This window comes from Pseudomaricurvus sp., assembly GCF_965662505.1.
Lineage (GTDB): Bacteria > Pseudomonadota > Gammaproteobacteria > Pseudomonadales > Cellvibrionaceae > Pseudomaricurvus.
Genome location: NZ_CBFIHX010000024.1, coordinates 12,204 through 37,372, shown reverse-complemented (window position 1 = coordinate 37,372; position 25,169 = coordinate 12,204). Strand labels below are relative to the sequence as shown.

Sequence of the window (25,169 nt, the reverse complement as noted above, 5' to 3'; positions counted from 1 at the left end):
GATGACCTTTCACACGATGGTCGGGGTGTGGCACGTCATGAAGGTAAAACAGTCTTTGTCAGCGGTGCTTTACCTGGTGAGAAAGTCGAAATTGCTCATTACCGTCGTCAAAAGCGTTTCAGTGAATGCGAAACTCGTCAGATTCAGGAGTCTTCAGAAGACCGGGTTTCTCCTGAGTGCCCCCACTACGAAGCCTGCGGTGGCTGCCAGTTACAGCATTTATCACCGGCAAGACAACTCTTTTTTAAACAGCAATCTTTGTTGTCGCTGTTGAAACGCCAGCAGGGGCTGGAGCCTGAGAAGCTTCTGCAACCGGTTGTTTCTTCGCCTTATGGTTATCGCTCACGAGTGCGGTTGGGGGTGGATAGTCAGCAGCGGCTCGCTTTTCGAGAGCAGGGAAATGATAAGCTGGTCGCTATCGATCAGTGTTCAGTACTGCATTCGTCTCTGACTCCATTAATCACAGCGATACAGGCTTGGCTGGATACACTGCCACCCAAAGCCGGTGTCAGCCATATTGAGCTGGTCGCAGGATTTGAGGCCAATGGAGCGCCGATGGCTGGCGTGGTAATTCGTCATGTTAAGCCTTTGCCACAAACATTCATGCAGGGAGTGTCCGAAATAAATCTGGAGCAAACTGTTCTGGCTGTTTGGTTTCAAGCTGAAAAAAATGGCCCTCTGCGAGACAGTTCTGGCAACACAGTGGATCCCAGAATGTATTTCGAGCTAATTGGGGAGGCTTCACAGTCAGGCTCTATTAGCTTAGGGTTCCACCCGCAAGACTTTACCCAGGTGAACGCTCAGGTAAACCCGCTGATGGTCTCTCAGGCTATAGACTGGCTTGATCTGACGGGTAATGATCGGGTGGTAGATCTGTTTTGTGGGATTGGTAATTTTACATTGCCTATCGCTCAGCGTGCTGCAACCGTGATTGGGGTTGAAGCTATTGAGTCCATGGTGGTGCGCGGGCAAGAAAATAGTGCGCGAAATGCGCTGGAAAATTGCACATTTAAGGCTTTAAACCTTGAAAGTCAGGCATTAGGTGCTTTACTGCGCCAAGAAAGAATTAATAAGCTGATGCTCGACCCCCCTCGCTCCGGTGCGAAATTTGTCTGTGAACAAATGGCTGAATCGGAGGTCGAAAGGCTGGTTTATGTCTCCTGTAATCCCGCCAGTTTTGCGCGAGATGCCGCTATTTTAGCGAGTGGAGGCTACAAACTGATGGAGTTGAGGGCGCTGGATATGTTTCCTCAAACCGCTCACATGGAAACAATGGCACTATTTGTGCGTGTGTAGGCCGTCCGCAAGGGCATGCACATTTGGTCTGTTGAAAGGTACTGGCTCTAAAATACTATGGTTAAAGTAAGAGAAGATCATCCGGTGAAGGATGACGGTAGAGTGGATATCGAGGCCTGGCTGCGTCGGTTGATCGAAACCCACTCACTAAAAGATGTTGTACTTCCGCCGCTGCAGAAGGCCTGCGAAGTAAGCCTGGCGTCAGAAGAAACGGCCATCGCCAACGATAATATTTGGGCTGAAGGTGCCAGTAGTTTTCATACCGGCCTGGAAATGGCTGAAATCCTGGCAGATCTGCAATTGGATGGTGAAACCCTGCAGGCTGCCATTCTTTATCGCGCTGTCCGTGAAAACAAGATTCCCCTGAAGGAAGTAGAAGCTCAGTTTGGAGAAACGGTTGCCAAGCTGATCAAAGGGGTTATACGCATGGCTGCGATCAGCACCCAGCGTAATGATTCTGAAGAAAGTGTTCTCGGTTCTCCTTCGCAGGAACAGTCCGATAATGTTCGCAAGATGTTAGTGGCCATGGTGGACGATGTCCGCATCGCCCTGATTAAGCTTGCCGAGCGGACCTGTGCGATTCGGGCTGTAAAAAACATTGATGACCGCAAGCGTCGTCGGGTAGCAAGGGAAGTGGCGGATATTTACGCTCCGTTGGCGCACCGATTGGGCATTGGCCACATCAAATGGGAGTTGGAAGACTTATCCTTCCGCTACCTTGAGCCTGACGATTACATGAGTATTGCCAGGCTGCTGGACGAGCGTCGTCTGGATCGTCAGCATTTCATTGAAAATGTGATCGATATTATCAACAGTGAAATGAAAACTGCCCACATCGAGGCTGAAATCAGTGGCCGGGCGAAACATATTTACAGTATCTGGCGAAAAATGCGCCGCAAGGATATCGGCTTTTCGCAAGTCTATGATATTCGTGCCGTCCGTATTCTGGTACCTACGGTACGGGATTGTTATTCCGTGCTGGGTATTGTCCACAGCTTGTGGCGGAACATCCCTAATGAATTCGATGATTACATCGCCTCGCCTAAGGAGAATGGTTACCGTTCTTTGCATACGGCCGTTATTGGGCCTGATCGCAAGGTGCTGGAAGTTCAGATTCGCACCCGAGCCATGCACGAGGAAGCCGAATACGGTGTCTGTGCTCATTGGCGCTATAAAGGCACCGATCAGGAAGGCAGCGCTGACAGTTACGAACAGAAAATTGCCTGGTTGCGTCAGGTTCTTGAATGGCATGAGGAGCTGGGCGGTCATCCTTTAGAGGATGATCTGTCCGCAGGGATTGAGCAGGATCGGGTTTACGTTTTTACCCCGGACGGACACATTATTGATTTTCCTCAGGGCTCAACGCCTTTGGACTTCGCCTACCGTGTGCACACCGAAATCGGTCACCGCTGCCGGGGAGCCAAGGTTAATGGTCGGATCGTGCCGCTGAATTATGCGCTGAAAACTGCGGATGAAGTGGAAATTTTGACGGGAAAGCATGAGTCACCCAGCCGTGACTGGATGTCTCCAGCCCTCGGATATCTGAAAACCGGACGCGCAAGAGCGAAAGTTCAGCAGTGGTTTAAGTTGCAGGCCAGAGATCAAAACATCGCAGAAGGGCGTGCGGTACTGGATAAAGAATTTCGTCGTTTGGCGATGGATGAGCTGGATTACGATGCCTTGGCACGCAAACTCAATCTGGTCGGGTTGGAAGACTTGTATGCGGCGGTTGGCGCCAGCGATTTGGGCGTTGGGCAGGTGGTGCACGCGGCTCAGAAAATGTTGGCCAAAGACACTGCTTCCGAACCGGTCATCAGTCTGGTTGGGCGAGCATCTCATCAGCATAATGACTCCGATTTGTTTATTGATGGTGTCGGTAACCTGTTAACGCATATTGCGGGTTGCTGCCATCCGGTCCCTGGTGACGCGATCATGGGCTACATCACCCTCGGGCGTGGTGTATCGATTCATCGGCAGGATTGTCACAATATTCTCCAGCTGCAAACCGACGAACCTGAGCGCATTATCAAAGTTGACTGGGGTGAGGCTCCACAAAGTGTCTACTCTGTAGACGTGATGATTGAAGCGTTTGACCGTCATGGATTGTTGCGTGATATTACGGCGTTGCTGGATGCGGATCACATCAACATCAGTGCGATGCAAACCTTGTCCGACAAGCGCAAAAATACAGTGGATATGATGGTGACGATCGAAATCAGTAGTTTTACTGAACTGAGTCGGGTTTTGAGTCGTCTGAATCAGTTGCCCAACGTGGCTTCCGCTCGTCGTAAACATAACTAACAGCCCAGGCGTGTCGTACTGTCCATAATGATGTATCTAAGGAGTCCTTGTGACTGAACCGCGCGGCTATTCATTAGACGACTTAAAAGAGCTAATGCGTCGTTTACGCGAACCGGATACCGGTTGCCCTTGGGATATTGTGCAAACGTATCAATCCATTGCGCCATCCACCATTGAAGAAGCTTATGAGGTGGTGGATGCGATTGAGAGGGAAAATTATCCGCACTTGAAAGAAGAGCTGGGTGATTTGCTGTTTCAGGTTATCTTTTACAGCCAAATTGCGACAGAAGAGCACCGTTTTAATTTCAATGATGTGGTTTCTGACTTGGTGAGCAAGCTGATTCGTCGCCACCCTCATGTCTTTCCTGACAATACACTGGAGAGCCGTATATCGGCTGAACGAACTCAAGACGAAGAGAAACAGATTAAGTTTCGTTGGGAAGCCCTAAAAAAAGAAGAACGTGAAGCTAAAGGGCAGATGGGGTTGCTGGATGATATTCCGGTAACTTTGCCGGCAATGACTCGTGCCGCAAAATTGCAGAAACGTGCCTCGTCAGCGGGGTTTGACTGGTCTTCAATGGAGGGCGTTCTGGCTCAAATAGAAGAAGAGCTGGAAGAGGTCAAAGAGGCGGTACGACGTAATCAGCCAGATGAGGTAAAGGAAGAGCTGGGAGATTTGATCTTTTCGGTTGTGAATGCCTGTCGTCACGCCAAAGTCGATCCTGAGAGTGCTACCCGTGCCACCAATGATAAGTTTGAGCAGCGGTTTCGCTACATAGAGCGCAAACTGGCAGAGCAGGGGGAAACCCCGGAAGTGGCCTCTCTTGAGCGTATGGATCAACTATGGGATGAAGCCAAGCAGGCTCTGCAAAAAAGCTGAGTCTAACTCGGATTCAGCTTTCTTTTGATGCGATGGAGTGGGGGGCATCCTTGTTCGTCTCTGTCGCTTCAGCGTTGCCCCTGAGTTGAGCCTGATACTGTTTTGCCAGGCTGAGAAAGCGAGGTGTCAGGCCCGAATCTTCATAGATTTCATCGCCCCACTCATCGGTGGCGATAACCTTGTTGCCTTTTTCGTAAGGGATTGATTGTTCCATGTCTCGAAGAGCCGCAGACAATAAATCGCGGATGATTTCGGCGCAATTTAATCGAGGGTAGCGGTTGCAGAGCTTGTCCAGTACAGCTTTGTCAGCAGCCGATAACGCTATTCTGTATGACTCGGGGGTGAGTTCACCCTGTCCAAACTGGCTCCACTTTTGGGTCAGGTCAATAAATGGTTCCATAAGTCTCCCAGATCAATATTTTGAAAATCTATGTGGATGTTTAAGTTGTTGCTTCACTGGTTGAAATGGGTGAGTGTCAGTTCTCTCTCGGGGCATCAATGACGCTCAGAGCGTGATGAAGAAGAGCTGTGATCAAGGTTTCGGTTGTATGTTGAGGGTAGAGATCCGTCAGTGCTGCAATTTTTGCAGCGTCGTCCAGAAGCAAGGGGGTCTGGCAGCATTCAGTCGTGGGGGTGGTTGAAGGTGTTTTTAGTTCATCCAGCAAGGGGGGGGCGCTCATAATAACCTCTCTATGAAAAGCACTCGGTTAAAAACACTGTGTGACATCCTAGCATGGTCGTCCAATATAGATAACCTCCGTTGGGTGGCTCCGCTTTGGGGACTATATCCTTAGTTATCTAATTGATGTCTGACTCATGTCTATAATAAGTTCACCTTTATATAAAGACTCTATATAAGACATAGAGTCTTTATATAGACCGTACTGATGTCCCATATAGATAGTTATAGCCCACAGGTAGCAGGTGAAGGGAAAAATTGCGTGCTAAATCCGAAATTATGACCAATTTACCCTGTATGAAAGACCATACTCGTGGGCTTAGTAGAAAATAATTTTGAAAAACAAGTAGTTAGAGTTGTCTGAACGGTTTAGAACGGGACGTGAGCTTGAGATTAAGGGGTTCAGCGTGTATTGTAGCCCCTTTTTTAGGTCCCTTCTTTCTGATCAGTACCCTTGGAGATATTGTGTCTGGCCACTTTGGCGGTTGCATTTTATCGGGCGTCACAGAAATGTCGGCTAAACAGGAGTTAATCCCTTATGCGTATCATCTTATTGGGCGCGCCTGGCGCAGGTAAAGGCACTCAGGCTCAGTTTATTACGGAGAAATACGGCATTCCGCAAATTTCTACCGGAGACATGCTGCGTGCAGCGGTGAAAGCCGGTACCCCTCTGGGGCTCAAGGCAAAAGATATTATGGCTTCTGGTGGTTTGGTGTCAGACGATCTGATCATTGCTTTAGTCAAAGATCGTATTGCCCAGGATGATTGTGCGGGTGGATTTCTGTTTGATGGCTTCCCTCGTACCATTCCTCAGGCCGAAGCTCTGCAAGACGCTGGTGTAGATATTGATCACGTGTTGGAAATTCACGTAGAAGATGAAGAGATTGTAAAGCGTATGAGCGGCCGCCGTGTTCATCCGGCATCCGGGCGCACCTACCACCTGATTTACAATCCGCCTAAAGTAGAAGGCAAAGACGATGAAACCGGTGAAGACCTGGTTCAGCGTGAAGACGATCAGGAAGAGACGGTTCGTAAGCGTCTAGCGATATACCATGATCAGACTGAACCTCTCGTAGGCTTTTATCAGTCTCTGGGCGAGTCCGGTGAAAAAGCACCTCAGTACACCCGCATCGCCGGTGTTGGTAGCTTGGATGACATTAAAGCCAAGGTCTTTGCTGCTCTCGATTGAACGTGAATGATCTTCAGCGCTAAAAGTCTGTAGAATAGGCCCCTTTTAGGGGCCTATTTTTTTGCCTGTCATAAAGGAATACGCGATGAAATCGGATAAAAATACCAAGCTTGGTGTGGTGTTGATGAATTTGGGCACGCCAACTGAACCTACTCCAAAAGCTGTTCGTCAATTTCTGGAAGAGTTTCTGGGGGATCGCAGAGTTGTCGAAATCCCTCGATTAGTCTGGTGGCCAATTCTCTACGGCATTATTTTGCCATTTCGTTCACCTAAAGTTGCCAAATTGTACAAAGAAATCTGGCTTCCGGAAGGCTCGCCTCTAAAAGTCATTACTCAAAAGCAGGTTGCTGGGTTGCAATCTCGCTTTGATGAAGCCGATGTGGTTGTGAAGTATGCGATGACGTATGGAGAACCAAAGCTGGCTCAGCGTATTGCTGAACTGGAATCGGCGGGTGTTGATAAGATTGTTGTGCTTCCTTTATATCCTCAATATTCGGCTACTACGACAGCAGCGATTTACGATCAATACGCTAACTTGATCACCGGTCAGCGGAATATCAGTAATATCTCTATCCATAAAGAGTATTTTGATCACGACGACTACATAACAGCATTAGCCAATTCCGTTCGTCATCATTGGCAGTCGCATGATCAAGCAGAAAAGCTGTTATTTTCTTTTCACGGCATTCCAAAGCGTTGTGTTGAAAAAGGAGACCCCTATGAGCGGCAAAGTCGGGCGACAGCACAGTTGGTTGCAGATAAATTGGGGTTGAATGATTCTCAGTGGGCGATCAGCTTTCAATCTCGCTTGGGTAAGGCCGAATGGCTAACGCCCTACACGGATAAATTACTCGAAAGCTGGGGAAAGGAAGGGGTAAGTAGTGTGGATGTCCTCTGTCCGGCTTTTGCCTCTGACTGCCTGGAAACTGTTGAAGAAATTGATCAGGAGAACCGCGAGATCTTTCTGTCAGCAGGGGGTGGGCGGTTCGAATACATCCCATGTCTGAATGATTCTGAAGATCATGTCGACTTGTTGGAAAAAATTGTTACGGAATACCGCATCTAGTTTTTGAAAGGGTCTTTTTGAAACGCTTTTCCCCGTTACGATCCTTTTAGTTTTAAGTTTTAGATGGCCGAAAGTCTTAAAGGGATCTCAAATAATGTTTCTGAATTTTCTGTTTGGCGATCAAGGAGGCCATCTAATCAAAGTTGATAAAAAATATAAGTCGCTATCGGTTTCTTTGGTTTGTTCTTTAAAAGCACATGAAAATTCTTTGTTGTGACCTAAAAAGTAAAAAAATCATCAAAAAAATGAACTTTTATGGAAAAAAACAGGGTGAAAGGGTGCAAAACCTGAGTTTTTTAAATAATATTCCAGTCGACGTCTTTGACGTTTAATATTTGTGCTATGGTTCAATGTGTTAGTGGTACTGCATCTTTTAATGATGAGGAGAATTAAGGATGGCAAAAGTAGCAAAAGCGAAAGCTAAAAAGGCGCCGGCAAAACGTCGTGCTCCAGCTAAAAAAGCGGCAACAGCAAAAAAAGTTGAGTCATCCGCTGTTGTCAAAGCTCAGGATGCTCTGAGCAAACTGCAAAAAGACATCAAAGCTCAGGCAACTGCTCAGGCTGCAGCTCGTAAAAAAGCGGCAACTGCTAAAGCTAAAGCAGCGAAGTCCAAAAAAGCTGCTGATAAGCGTTCTGCTGCATCAGCAAGCAACCAAGCTGCTAAATTGGGCGACAAGGTCAAGGCTCTGCGTGCGAAAGCTGCTGATGCCAAGCTGAAGTTGGCTCAAGCTAAGAGTGTTGCTGCTGCAAAAGCTGCGGAAGACGCTGTTACAACTAAAATCGATGGCATGGCTTCTGATTTGTCGACTAAAGCTGATGCAGATCTGGCCAAAGCGGTTAAAGCCTTTGAAGCTAAGTGGAAGAAGCAACGTGCTTCTGCCGATGCCAAGAAGGTAGCTGCAGCCAAGAAGAAAGCTATGGCTAAAGCTAAAGCTGTTGCCAAAAAAGCCGCTGACAAAGCTAAAGCTGCAGAGAAAAAAGCTGCTGCCAAAGCCAAAGTCGCTGCTAAAAAGGCCGCTGTGAAGGCAAAAGCTGCTGAGAAGAAGGCTGCTGCTAAAGCTAAAGCCGCTGAGAAGAAGGCTGCTGCCAAAGCTAAAGCCGCTGAGAAAAAAGCAGCTGCTTCAGCCAAGAAAAAAGCTGCTCCTAAGCCTAAGCGCAAGCCAGCTGCCAAAAAAGCAGCTCCAAAGCGTAAAAAAGCTCCAGCAAAGAAGAAAACTGCCGCCAAGAAGTAATTTGACTGTAAGGCGACACGTTGTTTGTTCGCCTGGCGATGGTTAAAAGCTGTTATCAGCTTTAGAAAATCCCCTTCATGTGATCATGATGGGGATTTTTTGTATCTGTAATCTGTATCCGCTCAGGGAAATCTGAGAAAATGCGCTCGATACTCCTTTTGGCCTATCTGTGGCTTGGGCCTTGTGGGCCTCCGGACTATCTCTCTCTGTTTGGTTAAAGGTTGTTTGGAAATGAGCACTATTTTGGCTGTTGATACGTCGTGCGATGCCTGTTCGATTGCATTATTGAAGGACGGACAGGTTCACGCTGAGTTTATTCAGGCTCCCAGGCAACATTCTCAGCGATTACTGCCTATGATCGATGCTTTGTTGCAAAAGTACTCGATAACCCTTTCCGATTTGGATGCAATAGCTTACGGACGTGGTCCAGGCTCCTTTACTGGTCTGCGAATTTGCCTGAGTGTGGTTCAGGGGTTGGCTTTTTCTGTCGATTTACCGGTAATTCCTGTTTCAACTCTCCATACTATGGCTTTGGGCGCTGCTCGCTCGGGTGGTCTGAAAGAGCACGATCATATTTTGGTGTCCTTGGATGCACGTATGGCAGAAGTGTATTGGGCTCTTTATCAACAGAAAGGCGGTCAGACAGTGCCGGTGACAGAGGAGTTTGTTTGTTCGCCCAATGATGTACCAGGTTTTGGACCTTTAGGTTCCGTAGCGGCGCAAGATTTGATCAAAGTTGGGGCCGGTTGCCATTATCCTGCGATTGAAGGTATTGATGCTGCCAGCGAAAACAGGGATTTATTGCCGCGAGCAGAAAATATGCTCGAGTTGGCACAATCTGCGCTTCATTTAGGTCAAACTGAAACGGCTGAGAGCACTCAGCCTGTCTATTTAAGGGATAGTGTCGCCTGGAAAAAGCGACAGCGTATCCGGCGATAGGGATATGACGATTGGGTACATTGATCGTTATGTGATGACTGCTTGTCGAGATCGTTTGTAACTCAGGTTATGGACGACAGTTTTCTGACCACAGTGGAATAAGGATTATATGGATACGTTGCACCTTGTCATTCTCGCCCTGATTCAGGGACTCACCGAATTTCTCCCCATCTCCAGCTCCGCTCATCTGATTTTACCCAGTGAAGTCCTCGGTTGGCCGGACCAGGGGCTCGCCTTTGATGTCGCCGTTCATGTGGGAACGTTGATTGCTGTCATGGGGTATTTCAGAAACGACATCATTCAACTTGTTCGAGCATGGTTTACCAGCTTCAAAGGGGGACAAACCTCGGAAAGTCGCTTGGCCTGGTATGTGATTTGGGCAACCGTGCCAGCGGGGCTGTGCGGTCTGATTTTTAGTGATTTTATTGAGCAAAACCTGCGGAGTGTCCTGGTGATTGCCGCTACCACCATCATCTTCGGTGTGGCTTTGGGGCTTGCGGATAAAACCGGAAAAAGAACAACGTCGCTGGATAAAATGACGTTCCGGCAGGCGATTTTGATTGGTTGTTCTCAAGCGCTGGCACTGATACCCGGGACCTCCCGTTCCGGCGTCACGATTACCATGGCTTTGGCCATGGGGCTGGAGCGTCAGGCAGCTGCCCGTTTTTCATTTTTACTCTCCATTCCCCTGATTATTCTGAGTGGAGGCTATGAGGCCCTGGGTTTACTCGAACACCCGGGCATCGATTGGTCGGATTTGTTCTGGGGGATTGTGATCTCTGCTGCGAGTGCCGCTCTGTGTATTCACTATTTTCTTAAGTTAATTGATCGTATAGGTATGTGGCCCTTTGTGGTTTACCGATTGATACTGGGTGTGATTTTATTGGTGATTGCATTCAGTTAATGAGTACACGCGATGCCAGAGCGATCGGTGGAAGGAGGAGTCTATGAAAAAAATCAGTTTTATTGGTCTGGGCGTCATGGGTTACCCCATGGCGGGGCACCTGAAGCAGGCGGGCTATCCCGTGACGGTTTATAACCGTACAACGGCTAAAGCAGAGCAGTGGGCCAAGGAGTTTGGCGGTGAGTTTGCTTTAACCCCGGCTCTTGCCGCTGCGGAAGCAGATATTGTGTTTAGCTGTGTTGGAAACGATGATGACTTGCGTCAGGTAATGATGGGTACTGAAGGCGTTATTCATGGCTTGAAGGCTGGCGCTGTTGTCGTTGACCATACCACTGCCTCGGCTGAGGTCGCACGTGAATTGGATGCTGAGTTAGAAAAACGCGGGTGTCAGTTCCTGGATGCGCCGGTATCGGGAGGGCAGCAGGGAGCAATAAATGCCGCCTTAACAGTGATGGTGGGTGGTGACGATAGTGTTTTTCAGTCCATCAAGCCGGTAATAGATACCATGGCGCGTTCGGTACAGTTAATGGGACCCGTAGGCAGTGGTCAGCTGTGTAAAATGGTCAATCAGGTCTGCATTGCCGGGCTGGTTCAGGGGTTGGCTGAAGGCCTGCATTTTGCCGAGCTGGCGGGTTTGGATGGCAAAAAGGTCGTCGATGTGATCAGCAAGGGAGCTGCGCAGTCCTGGCAGATGGATAATCGACATGAAACCATGTTGGCAGGGGAGTACGAACACGGTTTTGCGGTAGATTGGATGCGTAAAGATCTAGCTATCGTGCTGGACGAAGCCCGAAAAAATGGAGCCTCGTTACCGGTGACTGCATTGGTTGACCAATTCTATGGTGATGTACAGGCTCTAGGTGGCAACCGTTGGGATACATCCAGCTTACTGGCGCGTTTGAAAGCAAGAGAGAAGTCTTAAACGTTAAACGTGAATAGTGATGTCTGGCGGGCGGTCTTTCCTAATAAGCAGTCACTCCAGCGAGCGGTTATTACAGACGGACAACGAATTAAATTCAGGTGTGCAGGGCACAGTATTTGATATGACACAGAACAGCGTTGACTTTAATCAGCAATTACTCGATTTTCTGGCGGAATCACCGACTCCGTTTCATGCGGTTCAGGCAATGGCTTCAAGGTTGGAGGCCAAAGGCTTCACACGGTTATTGGAGTCTGAAAGCTGGAAGTTAACGGCGGGTGAACGCTATTATTTCTGCCGTAATGACTCATCCATCATCGCTTTTGTCTACGGCTCTCAGTCGTTGGCCGAAGAGGGTATTCGCATGGTTGGGGCGCACACAGACAGTCCGTGTCTCAAAGTTAAGCCTCAACCCGAAATGGTGAAGCAGGGTTACTTCCAGCTGGGTGTAGAAACCTACGGTGGGGTTTTACTGCATCCCTGGTTTGATCGTGATTTATCGATTGCCGGCCGGGTGACGTATCGCACGCAGCAGGGCACTGTTACCAGTCGACTGTTGGATTTCAAACGTCCTGTTGCAGTGATTCCCAGCCTGGCCATTCATTTGAATCGTGAGGTTAATCAGAAAGGGGCAGTAAACCCTCAGAAAGATATTCCCCCGGTTTTGATGCAGGTGAGTGGAGCGGATAAGCCAGATTTTCGTGAACTCTTGGCCAAGGCGCTAAAAGACGAGGGCGCCGATAACCTGGATAAGGTTCTGGATTACGAATTGAGCTTCTATGACACTCAGAAGCCCTCTGTGGTTGGCTTTAACAACGAGTTTATTGCCAGTGCCCGTCTCGATAACCTGTTGAGCTGTTTTATTGGTTTGCAAGGCCTGTTGGAGGCCGATGGCACACAGTCTGTCCTGCTGGTGTGTAATGATCACGAAGAGGTTGGCAGCCGTTCGGCCTGTGGTGCTCAAGGGCCTATGCTGGAGGATTTCCTGACCCGTTTATTGCCCGATTCAGAGACCCGACTGCGCTGTCTGTCGCAATCGTTAATGATTTCAGCGGATAATGCCCACGGAGTTCATCCCAATTACAGCGATCGTCACGATCACAATCACGGCCCCATTCTAAATAAAGGTCCGGTGATTAAAATTAATGCGAACCAGAGCTACGCCACCAATAGCGAGACGTCTTCGGCTTTCCGGCATTGGTGCGAACAGGCCGAGGTTCCGGTCCAGGCGTTTGTGGTCAGAACAGATATGGGCTGCGGAAGTACTATTGGGCCAATTACGGCGGCTGAGGTTGGTGTTCGAACGCTGGATGTTGGCGTACCGACGTTTGCCATGCATTCCATTCGGGAGCTGGCTGGCGTCGAGGATGCTCACGGCCTTTATCGCACCCTCGGACACTTCTTTTCGTCCCCATCGGCATTGTTAGATACCCGACGGTGATTTAAGTCACAGAGTGATATCAGACTTTAGGATTATAATAGAGCTCCCTGGCGGCAGCGAATCGCCATGGAGCTTTCTTTATAGCCTTTTCTTCTAAAGTCGAGTGGTATCATGTCAAACCCGGAACTTATTGCCCAGCTTAAACTATTCAGTCCTTTTAACAGTCTCGATGACCAGTATGTGCAGAAGGTGGTCGAGCACAGCAAGATTACGACTGAAAAGAAGGGTAAGCTGCTGTTTCGACGAGGCAAGCACGCAGAATATCGTTATTACTTGCTGGAAGGCACTGTAGACCTGGTTGGAGCAAACTTTGCCACAGAAAGTGTGGTTGCCGGGGATGACAGAGCTCAGCAGCCATTAACGGATACCTCACCAACTCAGGTGTCTGCGGTCGCAAAATCTGCGGTAAAACTGTTACAGGTCGAGTCTGACTTTCTTGATCTGGCTTTGGTCTGGAGCCAAGCGGCTGATGGCGAGTCCTATATCGATCAGGATGTCGAGCTGGGCAATCTGACTGCGCCGCTGGAAAATTCAGACCTCTTCTCAAATGATGACCCCCTGTCTGGCCTGAATCTGTCCAGGGCTCATGTTGAAGTCGAAGAAAGCCATGGCGATTGGATGTCTGGGCTGTTCTCATCTCTACTGTTCTCCCGCGTCCCTCCTGCGCATATTCGTCAACTGTTTACCTGCTTTGAAGCTGTAGAAGTGAAGGCTGGTGAAGACGTCATTAAAGAAGGTGAAACCGGCGATTTCTTCTACGTGATCGATCGTGGTCAGGCGAAAGTGAAAAATGTCACGGGTCAGGTAAATGTAAAGCTGGAAACCGGACAGTACTTTGGTGAAGAGGCACTAGTCGCCGAAACCCCTCGTAATGCCACCGTTACCATGCTGACTGACGGCTTGTTGATGCGTCTTGGCAAGGAAGACTTTACCAAGTTACTGCACGAGCCTGTGCAAAAAACGCTGAGCTTTGCCGACTATCAGACGGAAAAAGACAAGTGCGTCCTGCTGGATGTGCGCATGCCGTTGGAGTTTCGCGGTCATCACCTTGAAGGCAGTAAGAATATACCGCTTTCTTCCTTGCGTAATCGATTGTACGAGCTGGACAGCCAAATTCAGTACGCTATTGCCGATAACGCAGGCCGACGTAGTCATCTGGCCGCTTATCTGTTGTGTCAGGCAGGCTATGATGCCTGGATACTTCAGAATGCGGATGAATCCTACGAGCAAGACGTTCCCACTATGCAAAACGTTGGTTAGGTCTCATATTGGTTAGGGCTGCTGACCTGTTTTAATACTCTGTTTTTTTAATTCTATGTTTTTATTTCTCTGTGTTATCGTGCTCCGAATTTCATGATTCGGGGTTCGACTGTCCGTGAACATCCTTTTATTGTCTGCTTACGACGCCGATAGCCACAAGCGTTGGCATAAGGGCTTGAGATCCCATTTTCCTGATTATCACTGGACGCTATTGACCCTGCCGCCGCGTTATTTCAGTTGGCGTGTACGCGGTAACAGCCTTACCTGGGCTTTTGAACAGCGTGATATCCTGGAGCGATCTTACGATCTGGTGATCACCACCTCAATGACTGATCTTTCCGCGTTACGCGGGTTTGTGCCGAATCTGGCGACGATTCCCACGCTGGTCTACTTTCACGAAAACCAGTTTGCGTATCCCAGCAGCCACAGTGCCCATCAATCAGTAGAGCCACAGATGCTCAATCTCTATACGGCACTTTGCGCGGACGCTATCGCTTTCAATACAGACTTTAATCGTCAGTCTTTCCTGGCCGGGGTTGAAAATCTGCTCAAGCGTTTGCCGGATCAGGTTCCTAAGGGCGTAGTGGAGCAATTAGCTGAGAGAGCCTCCGTCTTGCCTGTGCCTTTGGAGTCTGAGTGTTTCACTTTAGAGTCCTGCGGGGAGGACGAACGGAACAGCATGTGGCCTCGGGGGCAGAACCAAGCTCGCCCTATACGATTGTTATGGGCTGCCCGCTGGGAATACGACAAAGGGCCGGGGTTACTGTTGGCGATTCTGCATGAGTTGCGCCATCGTAATATCGATTTTCAATTGTGCCTGTTGGGGCAGCGGTTTCGGCAATACCCTGCGGAATTTCACACGATCGGTGAGACGTTCTCTGATCAGTTGGTGCAATTCGGTCATGAGCCCGATGTCTCCCGCTACCGGAAGTGGCTGTCCTCTGCGGATGTGGTGCTGTCTACCGCACTGCATGAATTTCAGGGGTTGGCAGTATTGGAAGCGATAGCTGCAGGGTGTCTGCCTGTTCTGCCAAATCGTTTGTCTTATCCGGAGATGGTTTCTGCGGGTTTCTTGTACGATGTTAGTTCGGACAACCTTGAGGATCAGGCGTGTGCCGCAGTGGATCAATTGATGTTGGTCATGTCTCAACCGGTGCCTGAGGGTGACGCTCAGGATTGTGATTCGAGGCCTGATGTTGCCAGGTGGGGCTGGAATCGACAGCAAGACCGTTATCGTCAATTGCTGGAGGGATTGGTATGATAGCGCCTCTTGCGGTGACGGCTGTTAGGTGTATCGCCTCAGATAACCGCGAACAGAATAGCTGCTGATGGAAAATCCAACAGCAATACACAGAGTATCGAAAGAATATTATGGCCAAGACACGCATTCTCACGGGGATTACCACCACCGGAACTCCACATCTGGGCAACTACGTTGGTGCGATTCGCCCGGCTATTGAAGCCAGTCAAAGCGCGGACAACCTGTCTTTTTACTTTTTGGCGAACTACCACGCCCTGATTAAATGTCAGGATCCGGAAATGGTGCATCAATCAACCACCGAGATCGCGGCAACCTGGTTGGCTCTGGGATTGAATACCGACAATGTGGTTTTTTATCGTCAGTCTGATGTGCCGGAAATTACCGAGCTAAGCTGGACGTTAACCTGCATGGCAGCCAAGGGCTTGATGAATCGTGCTCACGCTTATAAAGCGGCGGTGGCAGCCAATCAGGAAGCGGGTGAAGATCCCGATTACGGTGTCACCATGGGCCTGTACAGCTATCCGGTGTTGATGGCTGCGGATATTCTGATGTTCAATGCCAACAAAGTGCCTGTTGGTAAAGACCAGATACAGCACGTCGAAATGGCTCGTGATATTGCCGCCCGCTTCAATCATCACTACGGCGAGATATTCACTCTGCCGGAGGCGGTCGTCGACGAGAAGGTCTCGGTGTTACAAGGACTGGATGGCCGTAAAATGAGTAAGAGCTACGGCAACACTATTCCGTTGTTCCTGACTGAAAAGCAGCTGAAAAAACACATCAATAAAATCAAAACCAATTTGTTGGAACCTGGCGAACCCAAAGACCCGGATACCTCGACGGTGTTTCAAATCTGGCAGGCGTTTGCTTCCGAAGAGCAGACGGTTGAAATGCGTCAGGCGTTTCTGGACGGTATTGCCTGGGGTGAAGCCAAGAAGCAATTGTTTGAACTGGTTAATGGTGAGTTGGCCGAAGCTCGCGAGCGTTACAACGAGTTGATGTCCAATCCAGCGTATATTGAAGAGAAATTGCAGGAGGGCGCAGAGAAAGCACGTTCATTCAGTGCGCCATTGATGGAAAAATGCCGCAAGGCGGTTGGTCTGCGACCGATTGGTTGATCGTATTTGAAGTCATTAAAAACGGCCCCAGCGGGGCTGTTAGGTCGTTGTTAAAGACGACTCGTCATTGCGAACGAAGTGAAGCAATCCATGTTTGGCACTCAAGCTAACTACACCGTGCCACAATGGATTGCCGCGTGGCCTAAAGCCCCTACTTTTGGCGCTACTGCTCCTCGCAATGATGTTTCAACCTTCTCAAATTCCACAAAATTTATCATCAAGCTGACAGCCCCTCGGGGCTGTTGTTGTTTGTAGGGGGAAAGCTAGGCTTGAAATAACTCTTTGCGAGAGAGAACATTGCTCATTGCAGACGTCAGTTTGTCCAGCTCCGCGTCTGTCATCACATAAGGTGGCATGACATACACTAACTTGCCAAACGGGCGAATCCAGACGCCTTCTTCCATAAACGCTTTCTGAATCTCAGCCATTACCACCGGCGATTTCATCTCTACTACGCCAATAGCGCCCATCACGCGCACTTCATTCACGTGATCGTACTCACTGCAGGGGGCCAATCCTGTTTGCAGTAGAGACTCAATGCGTTGGATGTTGGCTTTCCAATCCTGACTGAGCAATAAGCGTGTGCTGGCCAACGCAGTAGCCGCTGCCAGTGGGTTGCCCATAAAGGTTGGACCATGCATAAATACGCCCGCTTCACCGCGACAGATACCATCGCTGATCCGATCGTTACACAGCGTCGCGGCCATGGTCATATAGCCACCGGTGATGGCTTTGCCGAGACAGAGAATATCGGGCTCGATATCGGCGTGTTCGCAGGCAAACAGCTTGCCTGTCCGGCCGAAGCCAGTCGCGATTTCATCGGCGATCAGCAGTACACCGTGTTGATCGCACAATTGACGAACTTGACGCAGATACTCCGGTGGATAAAAACGCATGCCACCTGCGCCCTGAACGATGGGCTCCAGAATGACGGCCGCCAGTTGGGGGTGGTTCTGTTCGATCTGTGACTTGAAGTTGGCGATGTAGCTGTCATCCCATTCCGTGTCGTAACCACTGACCGGCGCATCGGCAAAAAAGTGCTGTATCAGATTGTCATTGAACAGGTGATGCATACCAGTAACCGGGTCGCACACGGACATAGCGCCAAACGTGTCGCCATGGTAACCGTTGCGAAGGCTCAACATTTTGCTTTTCTGTGGCTTGCCCTGACTGTGCCAGAACTGAATGGCCATTTTCATGGCGACTTCAACCGAGACTGAACCTGAATCGGAGAAGAAGACTTTATTGAGGCTTTTGGGGGTGATATCAACCAGCAACTGAGCCAGTTCGGCGGCGGGCTGATGAGTCAGGCCGCCAAACATGACGTGGGACATCTTATCCAGCTGGTCTTTCGCCGCCTGGGTCAGTGCTTCATGGTTATAGCCGTGAATTGTGCACCACCAGGACGACATGCCATCCAGCAGTTTGCGCCCATCCGTTAAGGTCAATGTGCAACCCTGAGCGGATTCCACAGGGTATACAGGAGGCGCGTCAATAAACGAGGCGTAGGGGTGCCAGACGTGAGTTTGATCAATATCGATGATCTGCGCTTCTGAAATACTCATATAAACCCCTGTGCCGGTAGAGAACGAATAGTTGTGATGAGGGCGACATTGTAGGGGGTTAGGTGGTTAACGCAAGGAGGTTAAAGGGGAAGGGGTGAGAGCCGTGATGACGGCTACATGCCTGTCAGAACCTTTCCGACAGGCATGTATTCAAGATCACCGTGGATTCGTTGATCAGGGGATTATTGGAAACGTTCGACCAGCAGGTGTTGTTTCTTCGCCATCTCCGTCATTTCTTCATTAATTTTGGCCGCGGCCTCAGATTCCTCTTGCGTGCGGGTGGAAATTTCAGAAATAGACTGAGTATTGCGTTCCACTTCTATCGCTGTCGCGGATTGCTCTTCAGAGGCAGAAGCGATGTGTTGCGACATCTGATCAATAGTGTTCACCGACTCTGAAATGGCATCCAAAGCACTGCGTACATTGGTCATTTCTTCGACACTTTGATCTGCGAGCGTTTGGCAGCTGTCCATATTACTGGCGGCATCACTGGTGGCCGAGCTGAGCTTCTCAATAATGTCCTGAATGTGCTGGGTGGATTCCTGAGTCCGTTGAGCAAGAGTGCGGACTTCATCGGCTACCACGGCAAAACCGCGGCCTTGTTCACCGGCTCGAGCGGCCTCGATGGCGGCGTTCAGCGCCAGCAGGTTGGTTTGCTCAGCGATGCCGCGGATTACGTCGATCACCGTGGCGATTTGACCGCTGTCTTCTGACAAACGGTTAACCACAGTGCCCAGATTGCCCACGTTTTCAGAAAGTCCCTGAATGGCATTGCTGGCATCATGCAGAACGTTGCCGCCTTGAGAAACCTGTTCCAAAGCCTCTTGCGTAGCTACTGACGCCTGACTGGCACCTGCAGCGACCTCCTGCACAGCTTGTGACATCTGTTGCATGGAAAGCGCGACTTTCTCCGTTTCCAGCTGCTGTGCGGTCATGCCGTTGTGGGTGCAGCGAGCTTGTTCCAAGGACATTTCCGAGTGCTGCGACACTTCTTTGGACGATTCAATAAAGCGCCCCAATGCGGTACGCAAACGAGCGTAATGTGCCTGCTCAGCCAGTTCAATTTCACCAATCTCGTCTGCTCTTCCGGTGTAAATGTAGGCTGTCATGGGATTGTTGATGACTTTGCGGGCTGCATCCACGGCTTTTTTCCGATAGCGCTTTGCGATCCAGCTGAATGCGACACCCGAAACCAGTGAGGTCCACACGCTATTGACTCCTGCTAGGAAACTTAGGTCGTCGGTGATCAATAAGCTGGCGAGCAGCAAGACAAAGGTCACGCCAGCGTAGGCGGAAAACTCTATGGCCGGGTATTTCCAGCGAGTGATCAGAGGGATTGCCGATTGTTTGTTGTTGAGCCGTTGATAGGTCTTTTCTGCTCTGCGGATAATTTGACTGTCAGCCTTGGCACGAACCGATTCGTAACCAGTGACCTTGCCCTGTTCTTTCAGGGGGGTGACATAAGCATCGACCCAGTAATGATCGCCATTTTTACAGCGATTCTTGACGATTCCCATCCACGGGCGACCATTTTTGAGGTTGTTCCATAGGTCTGCAAACGCCTCTTTAGGCATGTCTGGATGGCGAACGAGGTTGTGAGGTTGAGTGAGAAGCTCTTCGCGGCTGTAGCCGGATACCTCACAGAATCTGTCGTTGCTGAAGGTGATGTGGCTGCTGGTGTCTGTAGCGGAGACCAGTTCATCGCCTGGCTTCAGGACGACTTCATTTCCAGTAGTAGGGCCATTGTTACGCATAAACGTTGTCCGATTCTTTAAAGTTGATACAGGGACATCAAGGGCTATTTCGGATGCATCTGATAAAGCCCCTCTCTGTGGGGTTGTAGCGGCAGCAAATCGCATATCTGAAACATTTCTAATAGAACTTTTTTGACTTGAATCAACGGTTATGCAGCGGCTAAGCAACTTGGTCTGTCTGTGTTCCAATTAGTCGTCAGGCTGCAGTAGCCAAGCTGCAGTAGTCATGCTGCCTGGGCGGGAGTCTGTAATGCGGCGATCAGCTGGTGCAGTTGCAGGCTCTGCTGCGCCCCCAAATCCTTAAATTCAATGCTGATCTCCGTGCGGCGATAAGGTCTGCGCACAAATCGGAACGATTTAACCGTCGCCTGGCAGCGAATCCGAAAGTTTTCGTGCAATTTGAATTCACATGCCGGCAGGACTGAGTCTCGTGCCAGCTGATCTAGGACGTTGCCGCCGACGACCAGACGCATACCGCCTGTTGAAATGTTGTTAGCGGTGGCGTACCAGGGCGTACGCCAGGGCGATTGCAGACGAACCGACAGAGGCTGCTGTTTGCTCAGGTTGATACGCGGGTGTACCCGACGATGCTGATAGCTCACTTCAGTCGGTAATTTCAAGCGGTACACCGGACTGTTGAGGCTGACAAGAATCGATTCCAGTGGCGTCGATACCTTTAGGATTTGCCCCTGATGGTGATGTTTCAAAGTGAAAACATCCCCTGGACGATAAATATGGCTGGCGGGTTGAGGGAAGAGTTCATCCAGCTCCAGGGTTTGATTGTTCAGATCTACAGCCAGAATCATGCTTTGGTAGGTTTCACCGGTTCTTTCACTAGTGACCTCAATCAGCTGGCGTCTTTCCTGCAGGGCGAACAGCGGGGCGTAGTGCTGAATTTTCTTTGCCAGACGTCGAGCGGGTTCGGCCAGCTCGGGGACGGGTGGCTTACGGCTAAATTTTTGCAGAACGGATTGCAAAATGGCCATAGTAAAGAGGCTCCTGATCAGTTCTCACTCATCGGTGAGAGATGACTTACGATACGGTTATCGGTGTAATTTGCTTGTTGAACAGAGTAGAGCAAAGGATGTGCCAACGACGTAGTAGCGTTCAAATTTGCTGACCAGCTACTCTGCAGCTCACGAGTTATGAGGCATGCCGGGAGGAGGGTGTGTTCGGCGGCCTTTCACAATCGTTTGCCAGTTGCGAAAAAGGGGCAGGAGGCTGCCGCTTTAGCGGCAACAGCTGTGGCAAGGTCGCCAACCGTTGAAATAGCGCATTGAAAGCCAGTCTTCAGGGAAGTGTGAATGTATATTCCCTGCATCGCTTAAAATCCGTACAATGGCGACCCTTTCAAATACATATCGTGCTTCAGGTTTAATTATGTCCGACGTTACTGCACCAGAAACCCTAGATCGCAAGCGGCAGCTCGAATACAACAAGCTGCAGAAGCGTCTGCGACGCAATGTGGGTAATGCCATCGTCGATTACAACATGATCGAAGAGGGTGATGTGGTCATGGCGTGCATCAGCGGTGGCAAGGACAGCTTTGCGATGCTGGATATCCTCTTGAACCTGCAGAAAACCGCGCCGATTAAATTTCAGGTTATTGCGGTCAATATGGATCAGAAACAGCCCGGGTTTCCTGAGCATGTGTTGCCGGAGTATTTTGAATCAATCGATGTGCCTTATTACATCGTCGATAAAGACACCTACAGTGTGGTTCGGGAGAAGATACCGGAAGGTCAGAAGACCTGTGGGTTATGTTCCCGACTGCGTCGCGGGACGCTCTACGCGTTTGCCGAGAAAATTGGTGCCACCAAGCTGGCGCTGGGACATCATATGGATGATATTGTAGAAACTCTGTTTCTGAATATGTTCCATGGCAGTCGCCTGAAAGCCATGCCGCCGAAACTGCGCTCCGATGATCTGCGCAATGTGGTTATTCGCCCATTGGCCTACTGCCGTGAATCGGACCTGATTGCTCTGGCTGAGCATAAAAAGTTTCCGATTATTCCCTGCAATCTGTGTGGTTCACAGGAGAATCTCCAGCGGCAGGCGATCAAAGGCATGCTGCAGCAGTGGGAGAAGGATGACGTCAGTCGTGTGGAGCGTATTTTCAAGTCCATTCAAAACGTATCGCCCAGCCAGTTAGCGGATCGCGACCTGTTTGATTTCACCAATCTGCCTTTAGATCGCTCCGGAGAACGTGCCGAATACGGTTACGACGAAGCAACCGTGGGGGCTTCTAATATCAGTACGTCTAGCGTTCCTGCTGGCGTACAAATCGTCGAAGCTATTCAGCTCTCTTAAGGCGTTTACCTCTCCGCTTGATCGTTTTTCCTGCTCTGTTTAAACCTTTCTGGACCTCTGTTTTCTGGGTCTCTGTAGGGGCCAGTATGAGGTTGCGGAAGCGTGACAAACGGCATTGCGCGTCAAAGCGGTTATAGGTTTTTAGAAAACACGAACTTTTGGTTCTTTGTAAATAGTGCCCGCGACTGCTATTTCTTCTATGTAGTTAAATCGCGCGTCTGATCATGGGTACATCTGACCGTGGGTACAAATGGATTTATCGGTAAAACAAGGGTTTATAGGTAAACGAGAATTTACAGGGCTAGCCTTGGTCGTGACGTACGTCATGATTTGACAATAACAACGCAATAGGAGAACTGCGAGCCCAAGCATAATGCTAAATCGTTCATGGAAGATCATTAGCTCTTTCTGAGACGATAGCAGCAGATGGATAGCGCTCGTAGCAGAGAAGAGGTGGGAATGAGAGAGACTATGGTGAACTTGTCTATGGTGAAAACCTATGAAGTGGTGTACATCGACAAATTTACGGACTCCATTGAAGCGGATTTAGCGCGGGTTAGCCTTAAAGAGCGTTTTCAGCTCAGCAAACGCAAGTTGGATATCATGTCCAAAGGAACCCCGATTGTGGTTAAGAAAGGGGTATCTTACGAAGAGGCCGTTAAGCTTGAGGATGCCATCAAGCGCTCGGGTGGTGTTTGCTGGATTCAGGAAACAGCACCGGATGGCCTTTATCATGACCGGCGCAGTGACAAGCGACGCGAGGTGATGGATCGTCGAGATCATTATCGTGGTTCGTCCATCCTGCCAGATCGTCGTATGGGCATTGGCCGCAGAACGGCTGACAAAAGGCATTAACTGCCATGCCCGGTTTGCACTGGACAGTCATCCCCGTCTTGCACTGGGTGGCATAATCTCCTTCACTCCCCGCTGAGCATCAGGCCGCTGTTGCCTCATGCCTTCCTATGATGTACTCGTGGTAGTGCCTGATGAACTCATCTTTACTGGGGTCAGGGTGCTTTTGATAATGGCGTTTCCAGAACTTAGCCAACCCTTCTATATCGCTTGCCTCGGGTAGCGCCTTGAAGTTCCGATAGTAAATCAGCCAGGCAATGGCTGCGGCATACCGCAGGTTTGTTGCCAATTCTCCGTGAGGATTCGTTAAAAACTCGTGTTGGCTGGCCAATCCTCGCACTGTGGAAGCCAGATTGGGGTGGTTAATCAGGAACTGATCCCAAATCTTTCGATGTGTGAAAGGGCGAATGCGGAAAATACCGAGTCCCTGGCGGCGGGTGAGCACTTGGCGTTGAGTATGTCTCTGTCGATGGCTGTCTGTCAGGTGAAACCCCAGCCCGGATTCTCTGGCCGCCGTGGCTAATAATAATTCCTCAGCTGCATCGGATCGGTGTCCCAAGTGTTCCAGCGTCGGACGGATAACGAAAGTACGCAATTCCTCAGCACAAATACCCATTGTATTACCTCTCAAGGGTGGCCTAACTGGTTCTGATCGTTTGGTGTTGATCATTTAATGTTCTGGTTGCACTGATCTAAGTAGTAGCTGCTATTCAGGGGCAATTCCAGTTTTTCCTGATATTTTAGGCGCTTATATTACCTTCTTAAGGTTTTCTGGCAGATTATTGAGTTAACTGGTGTTTTGAAAAACAGTAGAAAAGGGCGATTGTTGAAAATCATGCCAGCAGTAGGAAGCCGCAGGCATGATCGGTAGGAGAGAAATCGAGGCGCGAGCGAGTCTGAAGAGGCGTCAGTCTTCTAGCACCAGCAGGCTGAACGTCGGCAGATCAGAGTTGGTGAGATGTTCACGGCCACCCAGTGAACTCAAATCCACAATGGTCGCGATTTCGGTAATGGTCGCGCCCTGATCGTGGATGAGTTGAGCGGCGGCATAGAGCGTCTGGCCAGTAGCCAGTACGTCATCCACAATCAGCACCTTGTCGCCAGGCTTGAAGGAGTCTTTTTGCAGTTCGAGACGACCTTGAGCGTATTCGCTGGAATACTCCAGATGATCAACGGCACCGGGCAGTTTGCCGGCTTTGCGAAGCAGGATAAGCGGCTTGTTGAGCGCGTAGGCGAGGTTCGAGCCGAGCAGAAAGCCTCGGGCTTCCAGCGCGGCAATGTGGGTAATATCACTGTCCATATACCGCAGCACTAATTCGTCGGTGATGTGACGGGCTGCCTTGGGGTTGCGAAACAGGGGGGTGATATCACGAAACTGAACGCCCGGTTTGGGCCAATCCTGTATAACGGGTAAGTGGGATTTCAGAAGGAACTCATCCAGTGGCATAGGTCACCTATCTCCTTGTTTTTACGGTATGTGGTCTTGGCGGTGTGCGGTTTGATGATTTTTCACTGTTAACGATTATAGTGCACCGGTATTTCCGTCGTGTCCTTTACTTCTTCCATGACTACATAGCTTGTGCAGTCCTGCACGCCGGGTAACGTCAGTAGAGTTTCCCCGTAAAAGGTTCGGTAGGAACTCATGTCGGCGACTCGTGCTTTAATCAGATAATCAAAGCTGCCGCTGACCAGGTAGCATTCCTGAATTTCAGGGAGGGCAATGGCGGCTTCGCGAAAAGCTTCAAAGGTATCCTGCGCCGTACGGGACAGGCTAATCTGAACAAAGACCACCAGTCCGGCGGACAAATAGTCGGGATTGACCAGGGCGGTGTAGCCTTTGATTACCTTATCCCGCTCTAGGCGTTTGACCCGTTCTTTACAGGGCGTCGCGCTCAGTCCTACCTTTCGCGAAAGCTCTGCATAACTCATTCGACCGTTTTTTTGCAGAGCGCGGATAATATTCTTATCAAGGGTGTTAAGTTTTTCCATGGTGAAAGCCAAAATCAACTGTCTGTTCGATTATTCTAGTCGAATCAACCAAAAATATTAAATTATAAAGCGAATTCTCTAGTTTCAGCTTATTAAGATAACACTGTGTTCGAAGATGTTTCAGGTTACTGAGACCGCGCTTGGTTTCGGAACAATGGACACAGGTATACAGCTCTGACGGTTTGAGGCGACCGCAGGTAACGTTATCCGGGCT

General features: G+C 49.7%; 23 protein-coding genes. 15 read left to right on the top strand and 8 right to left on the bottom strand.

Annotated elements, in window-relative coordinates; all coding sequences use genetic code 11:
* From rlmD to mazG, 3 genes are all read left to right on the top strand, one after another.
* On the top strand, window positions 1–1,296 hold a 1,296-nt coding region (rlmD, locus tag ACTG33_RS05290), incomplete at its 5' end, for a 23S rRNA (uracil(1939)-C(5))-methyltransferase RlmD (RefSeq protein WP_439134151.1).
* A gap of 57 nt (window positions 1,297–1,353) precedes the next feature.
* A complete protein-coding gene (gene relA / locus ACTG33_RS05285; protein WP_439134150.1) occupies window positions 1,354–3,597 on the top strand; it encodes a GTP diphosphokinase in 2,244 nt (747 codons plus the stop codon).
* 49 nt (window positions 3,598–3,646) lie between these two features.
* Complete coding sequence (mazG, locus tag ACTG33_RS05280) at window positions 3,647–4,477, top strand: nucleoside triphosphate pyrophosphohydrolase (protein ID WP_439134149.1); 831 nt, start codon at window positions 3,647–3,649, stop codon at window positions 4,475–4,477.
* Between the two features lie 13 nt (window positions 4,478–4,490).
* Here the strand turns inward: mazG and ACTG33_RS05275 are convergent, their stop codons facing one another.
* Both ACTG33_RS05275 and ACTG33_RS05270 read right to left on the bottom strand, forming a co-directional pair.
* Window positions 4,491–4,877, bottom strand: a complete 387-nt coding sequence (locus ACTG33_RS05275) for a type 1 pili tip component (protein ID WP_439134148.1) — start codon at window positions 4,875–4,877, stop codon at window positions 4,491–4,493.
* Window positions 4,878–4,953: 76 nt separating this feature from the next.
* Window positions 4,954–5,157: a hypothetical protein gene (locus ACTG33_RS05270; RefSeq protein WP_439134147.1), complete on the bottom strand. Its 204-nt coding sequence runs from the start codon at window positions 5,155–5,157 to the stop codon at window positions 4,954–4,956.
* 537 nt (window positions 5,158–5,694) lie between these two features.
* On the opposite strand from ACTG33_RS05270, the gene adk reads away from it, so the two are divergent.
* From adk to ACTG33_RS05220, 10 genes are all read left to right on the top strand, one after another.
* Entirely contained in the window at window positions 5,695–6,345 is a 651-nt protein-coding gene (gene adk, locus ACTG33_RS05265) for an adenylate kinase (RefSeq protein WP_439134146.1), read from the top strand.
* An 85-nt stretch (window positions 6,346–6,430) separates the two neighbouring features.
* Window positions 6,431–7,411: a ferrochelatase gene (hemH, locus tag ACTG33_RS05260; protein WP_439134145.1), complete on the top strand. Its 981-nt coding sequence runs from the start codon at window positions 6,431–6,433 to the stop codon at window positions 7,409–7,411.
* A 395-nt stretch (window positions 7,412–7,806) separates the two neighbouring features.
* A complete protein-coding gene (locus tag ACTG33_RS05255; protein ID WP_439134144.1) occupies window positions 7,807–8,643 on the top strand; it encodes a hypothetical protein in 837 nt (278 codons plus the stop codon).
* A gap of 231 nt (window positions 8,644–8,874) precedes the next feature.
* Window positions 8,875–9,582, top strand: coding sequence for a tRNA (adenosine(37)-N6)-threonylcarbamoyltransferase complex dimerization subunit type 1 TsaB (tsaB, locus tag ACTG33_RS05250; RefSeq protein WP_439134143.1), 708 nt, complete (start codon window positions 8,875–8,877; stop codon window positions 9,580–9,582).
* Window positions 9,583–9,691: 109 nt separating this feature from the next.
* Entirely contained in the window at window positions 9,692–10,486 is a 795-nt protein-coding gene (locus ACTG33_RS05245; RefSeq protein ID WP_439134142.1) for an undecaprenyl-diphosphate phosphatase, read from the top strand.
* Window positions 10,473–11,408 (top strand): NAD(P)-dependent oxidoreductase, encoded by a 936-nt coding sequence (locus tag ACTG33_RS05240; protein WP_439134141.1) that lies wholly within the window; start codon window positions 10,473–10,475, stop codon window positions 11,406–11,408. Before ACTG33_RS05245 ends, ACTG33_RS05240 begins: the two co-directional genes overlap by 14 nt.
* A 121-nt stretch (window positions 11,409–11,529) precedes the next feature.
* Window positions 11,530–12,846 carry a M18 family aminopeptidase gene (locus ACTG33_RS05235; RefSeq protein ID WP_439134140.1) on the top strand — a complete coding sequence of 439 codons (1,317 nt, stop codon included), beginning with the start codon at window positions 11,530–11,532 and terminating at the stop codon, window positions 12,844–12,846.
* 111 nt (window positions 12,847–12,957) lie between these two features.
* Complete coding sequence (locus ACTG33_RS05230; protein WP_439134139.1) at window positions 12,958–14,106, top strand: cyclic nucleotide-binding domain-containing protein; 1,149 nt, start codon at window positions 12,958–12,960, stop codon at window positions 14,104–14,106.
* A gap of 115 nt (window positions 14,107–14,221) precedes the next feature.
* Window positions 14,222–15,367 (top strand): tRNA-queuosine alpha-mannosyltransferase domain-containing protein, encoded by a 1,146-nt coding sequence (locus tag ACTG33_RS05225; protein WP_439134138.1) that lies wholly within the window; start codon window positions 14,222–14,224, stop codon window positions 15,365–15,367.
* A gap of 110 nt (window positions 15,368–15,477) precedes the next feature.
* The gene (locus ACTG33_RS05220) at window positions 15,478–16,485 is read left to right on the top strand and encodes a tryptophan--tRNA ligase (protein WP_439134137.1); all 1,008 of its coding nucleotides are present in this window, start codon (window positions 15,478–15,480) and stop codon (window positions 16,483–16,485) included.
* A gap of 263 nt (window positions 16,486–16,748) precedes the next feature.
* On the opposite strand, the gene bioA is transcribed toward ACTG33_RS05220, so the two are convergent.
* The 3 genes from bioA to ACTG33_RS05205 form a co-directional block, all read right to left on the bottom strand.
* Window positions 16,749–18,050, bottom strand: a complete 1,302-nt coding sequence (gene bioA / locus ACTG33_RS05215; RefSeq protein WP_439134136.1) for an adenosylmethionine--8-amino-7-oxononanoate transaminase — start codon at window positions 18,048–18,050, stop codon at window positions 16,749–16,751.
* 182 nt (window positions 18,051–18,232) lie between these two features.
* Window positions 18,233–19,804 carry a methyl-accepting chemotaxis protein gene (locus ACTG33_RS05210; RefSeq protein WP_439134135.1) on the bottom strand — a complete coding sequence of 524 codons (1,572 nt, stop codon included), beginning with the start codon at window positions 19,802–19,804 and terminating at the stop codon, window positions 18,233–18,235.
* A gap of 224 nt (window positions 19,805–20,028) precedes the next feature.
* Window positions 20,029–20,790: a flagellar brake protein gene (locus ACTG33_RS05205; RefSeq protein ID WP_439134134.1), complete on the bottom strand. Its 762-nt coding sequence runs from the start codon at window positions 20,788–20,790 to the stop codon at window positions 20,029–20,031.
* Between the two features lie 394 nt (window positions 20,791–21,184).
* On the opposite strand from ACTG33_RS05205, the gene ttcA reads away from it, so the two are divergent.
* Together ttcA and ACTG33_RS05195 are read left to right on the top strand one after the other, a co-directional pair.
* Entirely contained in the window at window positions 21,185–22,114 is a 930-nt protein-coding gene (gene ttcA / locus ACTG33_RS05200; protein WP_439134133.1) for a tRNA 2-thiocytidine(32) synthetase TtcA, read from the top strand.
* Window positions 22,115–22,573: 459 nt separating this feature from the next.
* Window positions 22,574–22,969, top strand: coding sequence for a hypothetical protein (locus tag ACTG33_RS05195; RefSeq protein ID WP_439134132.1), 396 nt, complete (start codon window positions 22,574–22,576; stop codon window positions 22,967–22,969).
* 79 nt (window positions 22,970–23,048) lie between these two features.
* Here ACTG33_RS05195 and ACTG33_RS05190 read toward each other — a convergent pair whose 3' ends face one another.
* The 3 genes from ACTG33_RS05190 to ACTG33_RS05180 form a co-directional block, all read right to left on the bottom strand.
* A complete protein-coding gene (locus ACTG33_RS05190) occupies window positions 23,049–23,582 on the bottom strand; it encodes a hypothetical protein (protein WP_439134131.1) in 534 nt (177 codons plus the stop codon).
* Between the two features lie 291 nt (window positions 23,583–23,873).
* Window positions 23,874–24,413 (bottom strand): adenine phosphoribosyltransferase, encoded by a 540-nt coding sequence (locus ACTG33_RS05185; protein ID WP_439134130.1) that lies wholly within the window; start codon window positions 24,411–24,413, stop codon window positions 23,874–23,876.
* 68 nt (window positions 24,414–24,481) lie between these two features.
* Entirely contained in the window at window positions 24,482–24,955 is a 474-nt protein-coding gene (locus tag ACTG33_RS05180) for an Lrp/AsnC ligand binding domain-containing protein (RefSeq protein ID WP_439134129.1), read from the bottom strand.
* Window positions 24,956–25,169: the final 214 nt, after the last annotated feature.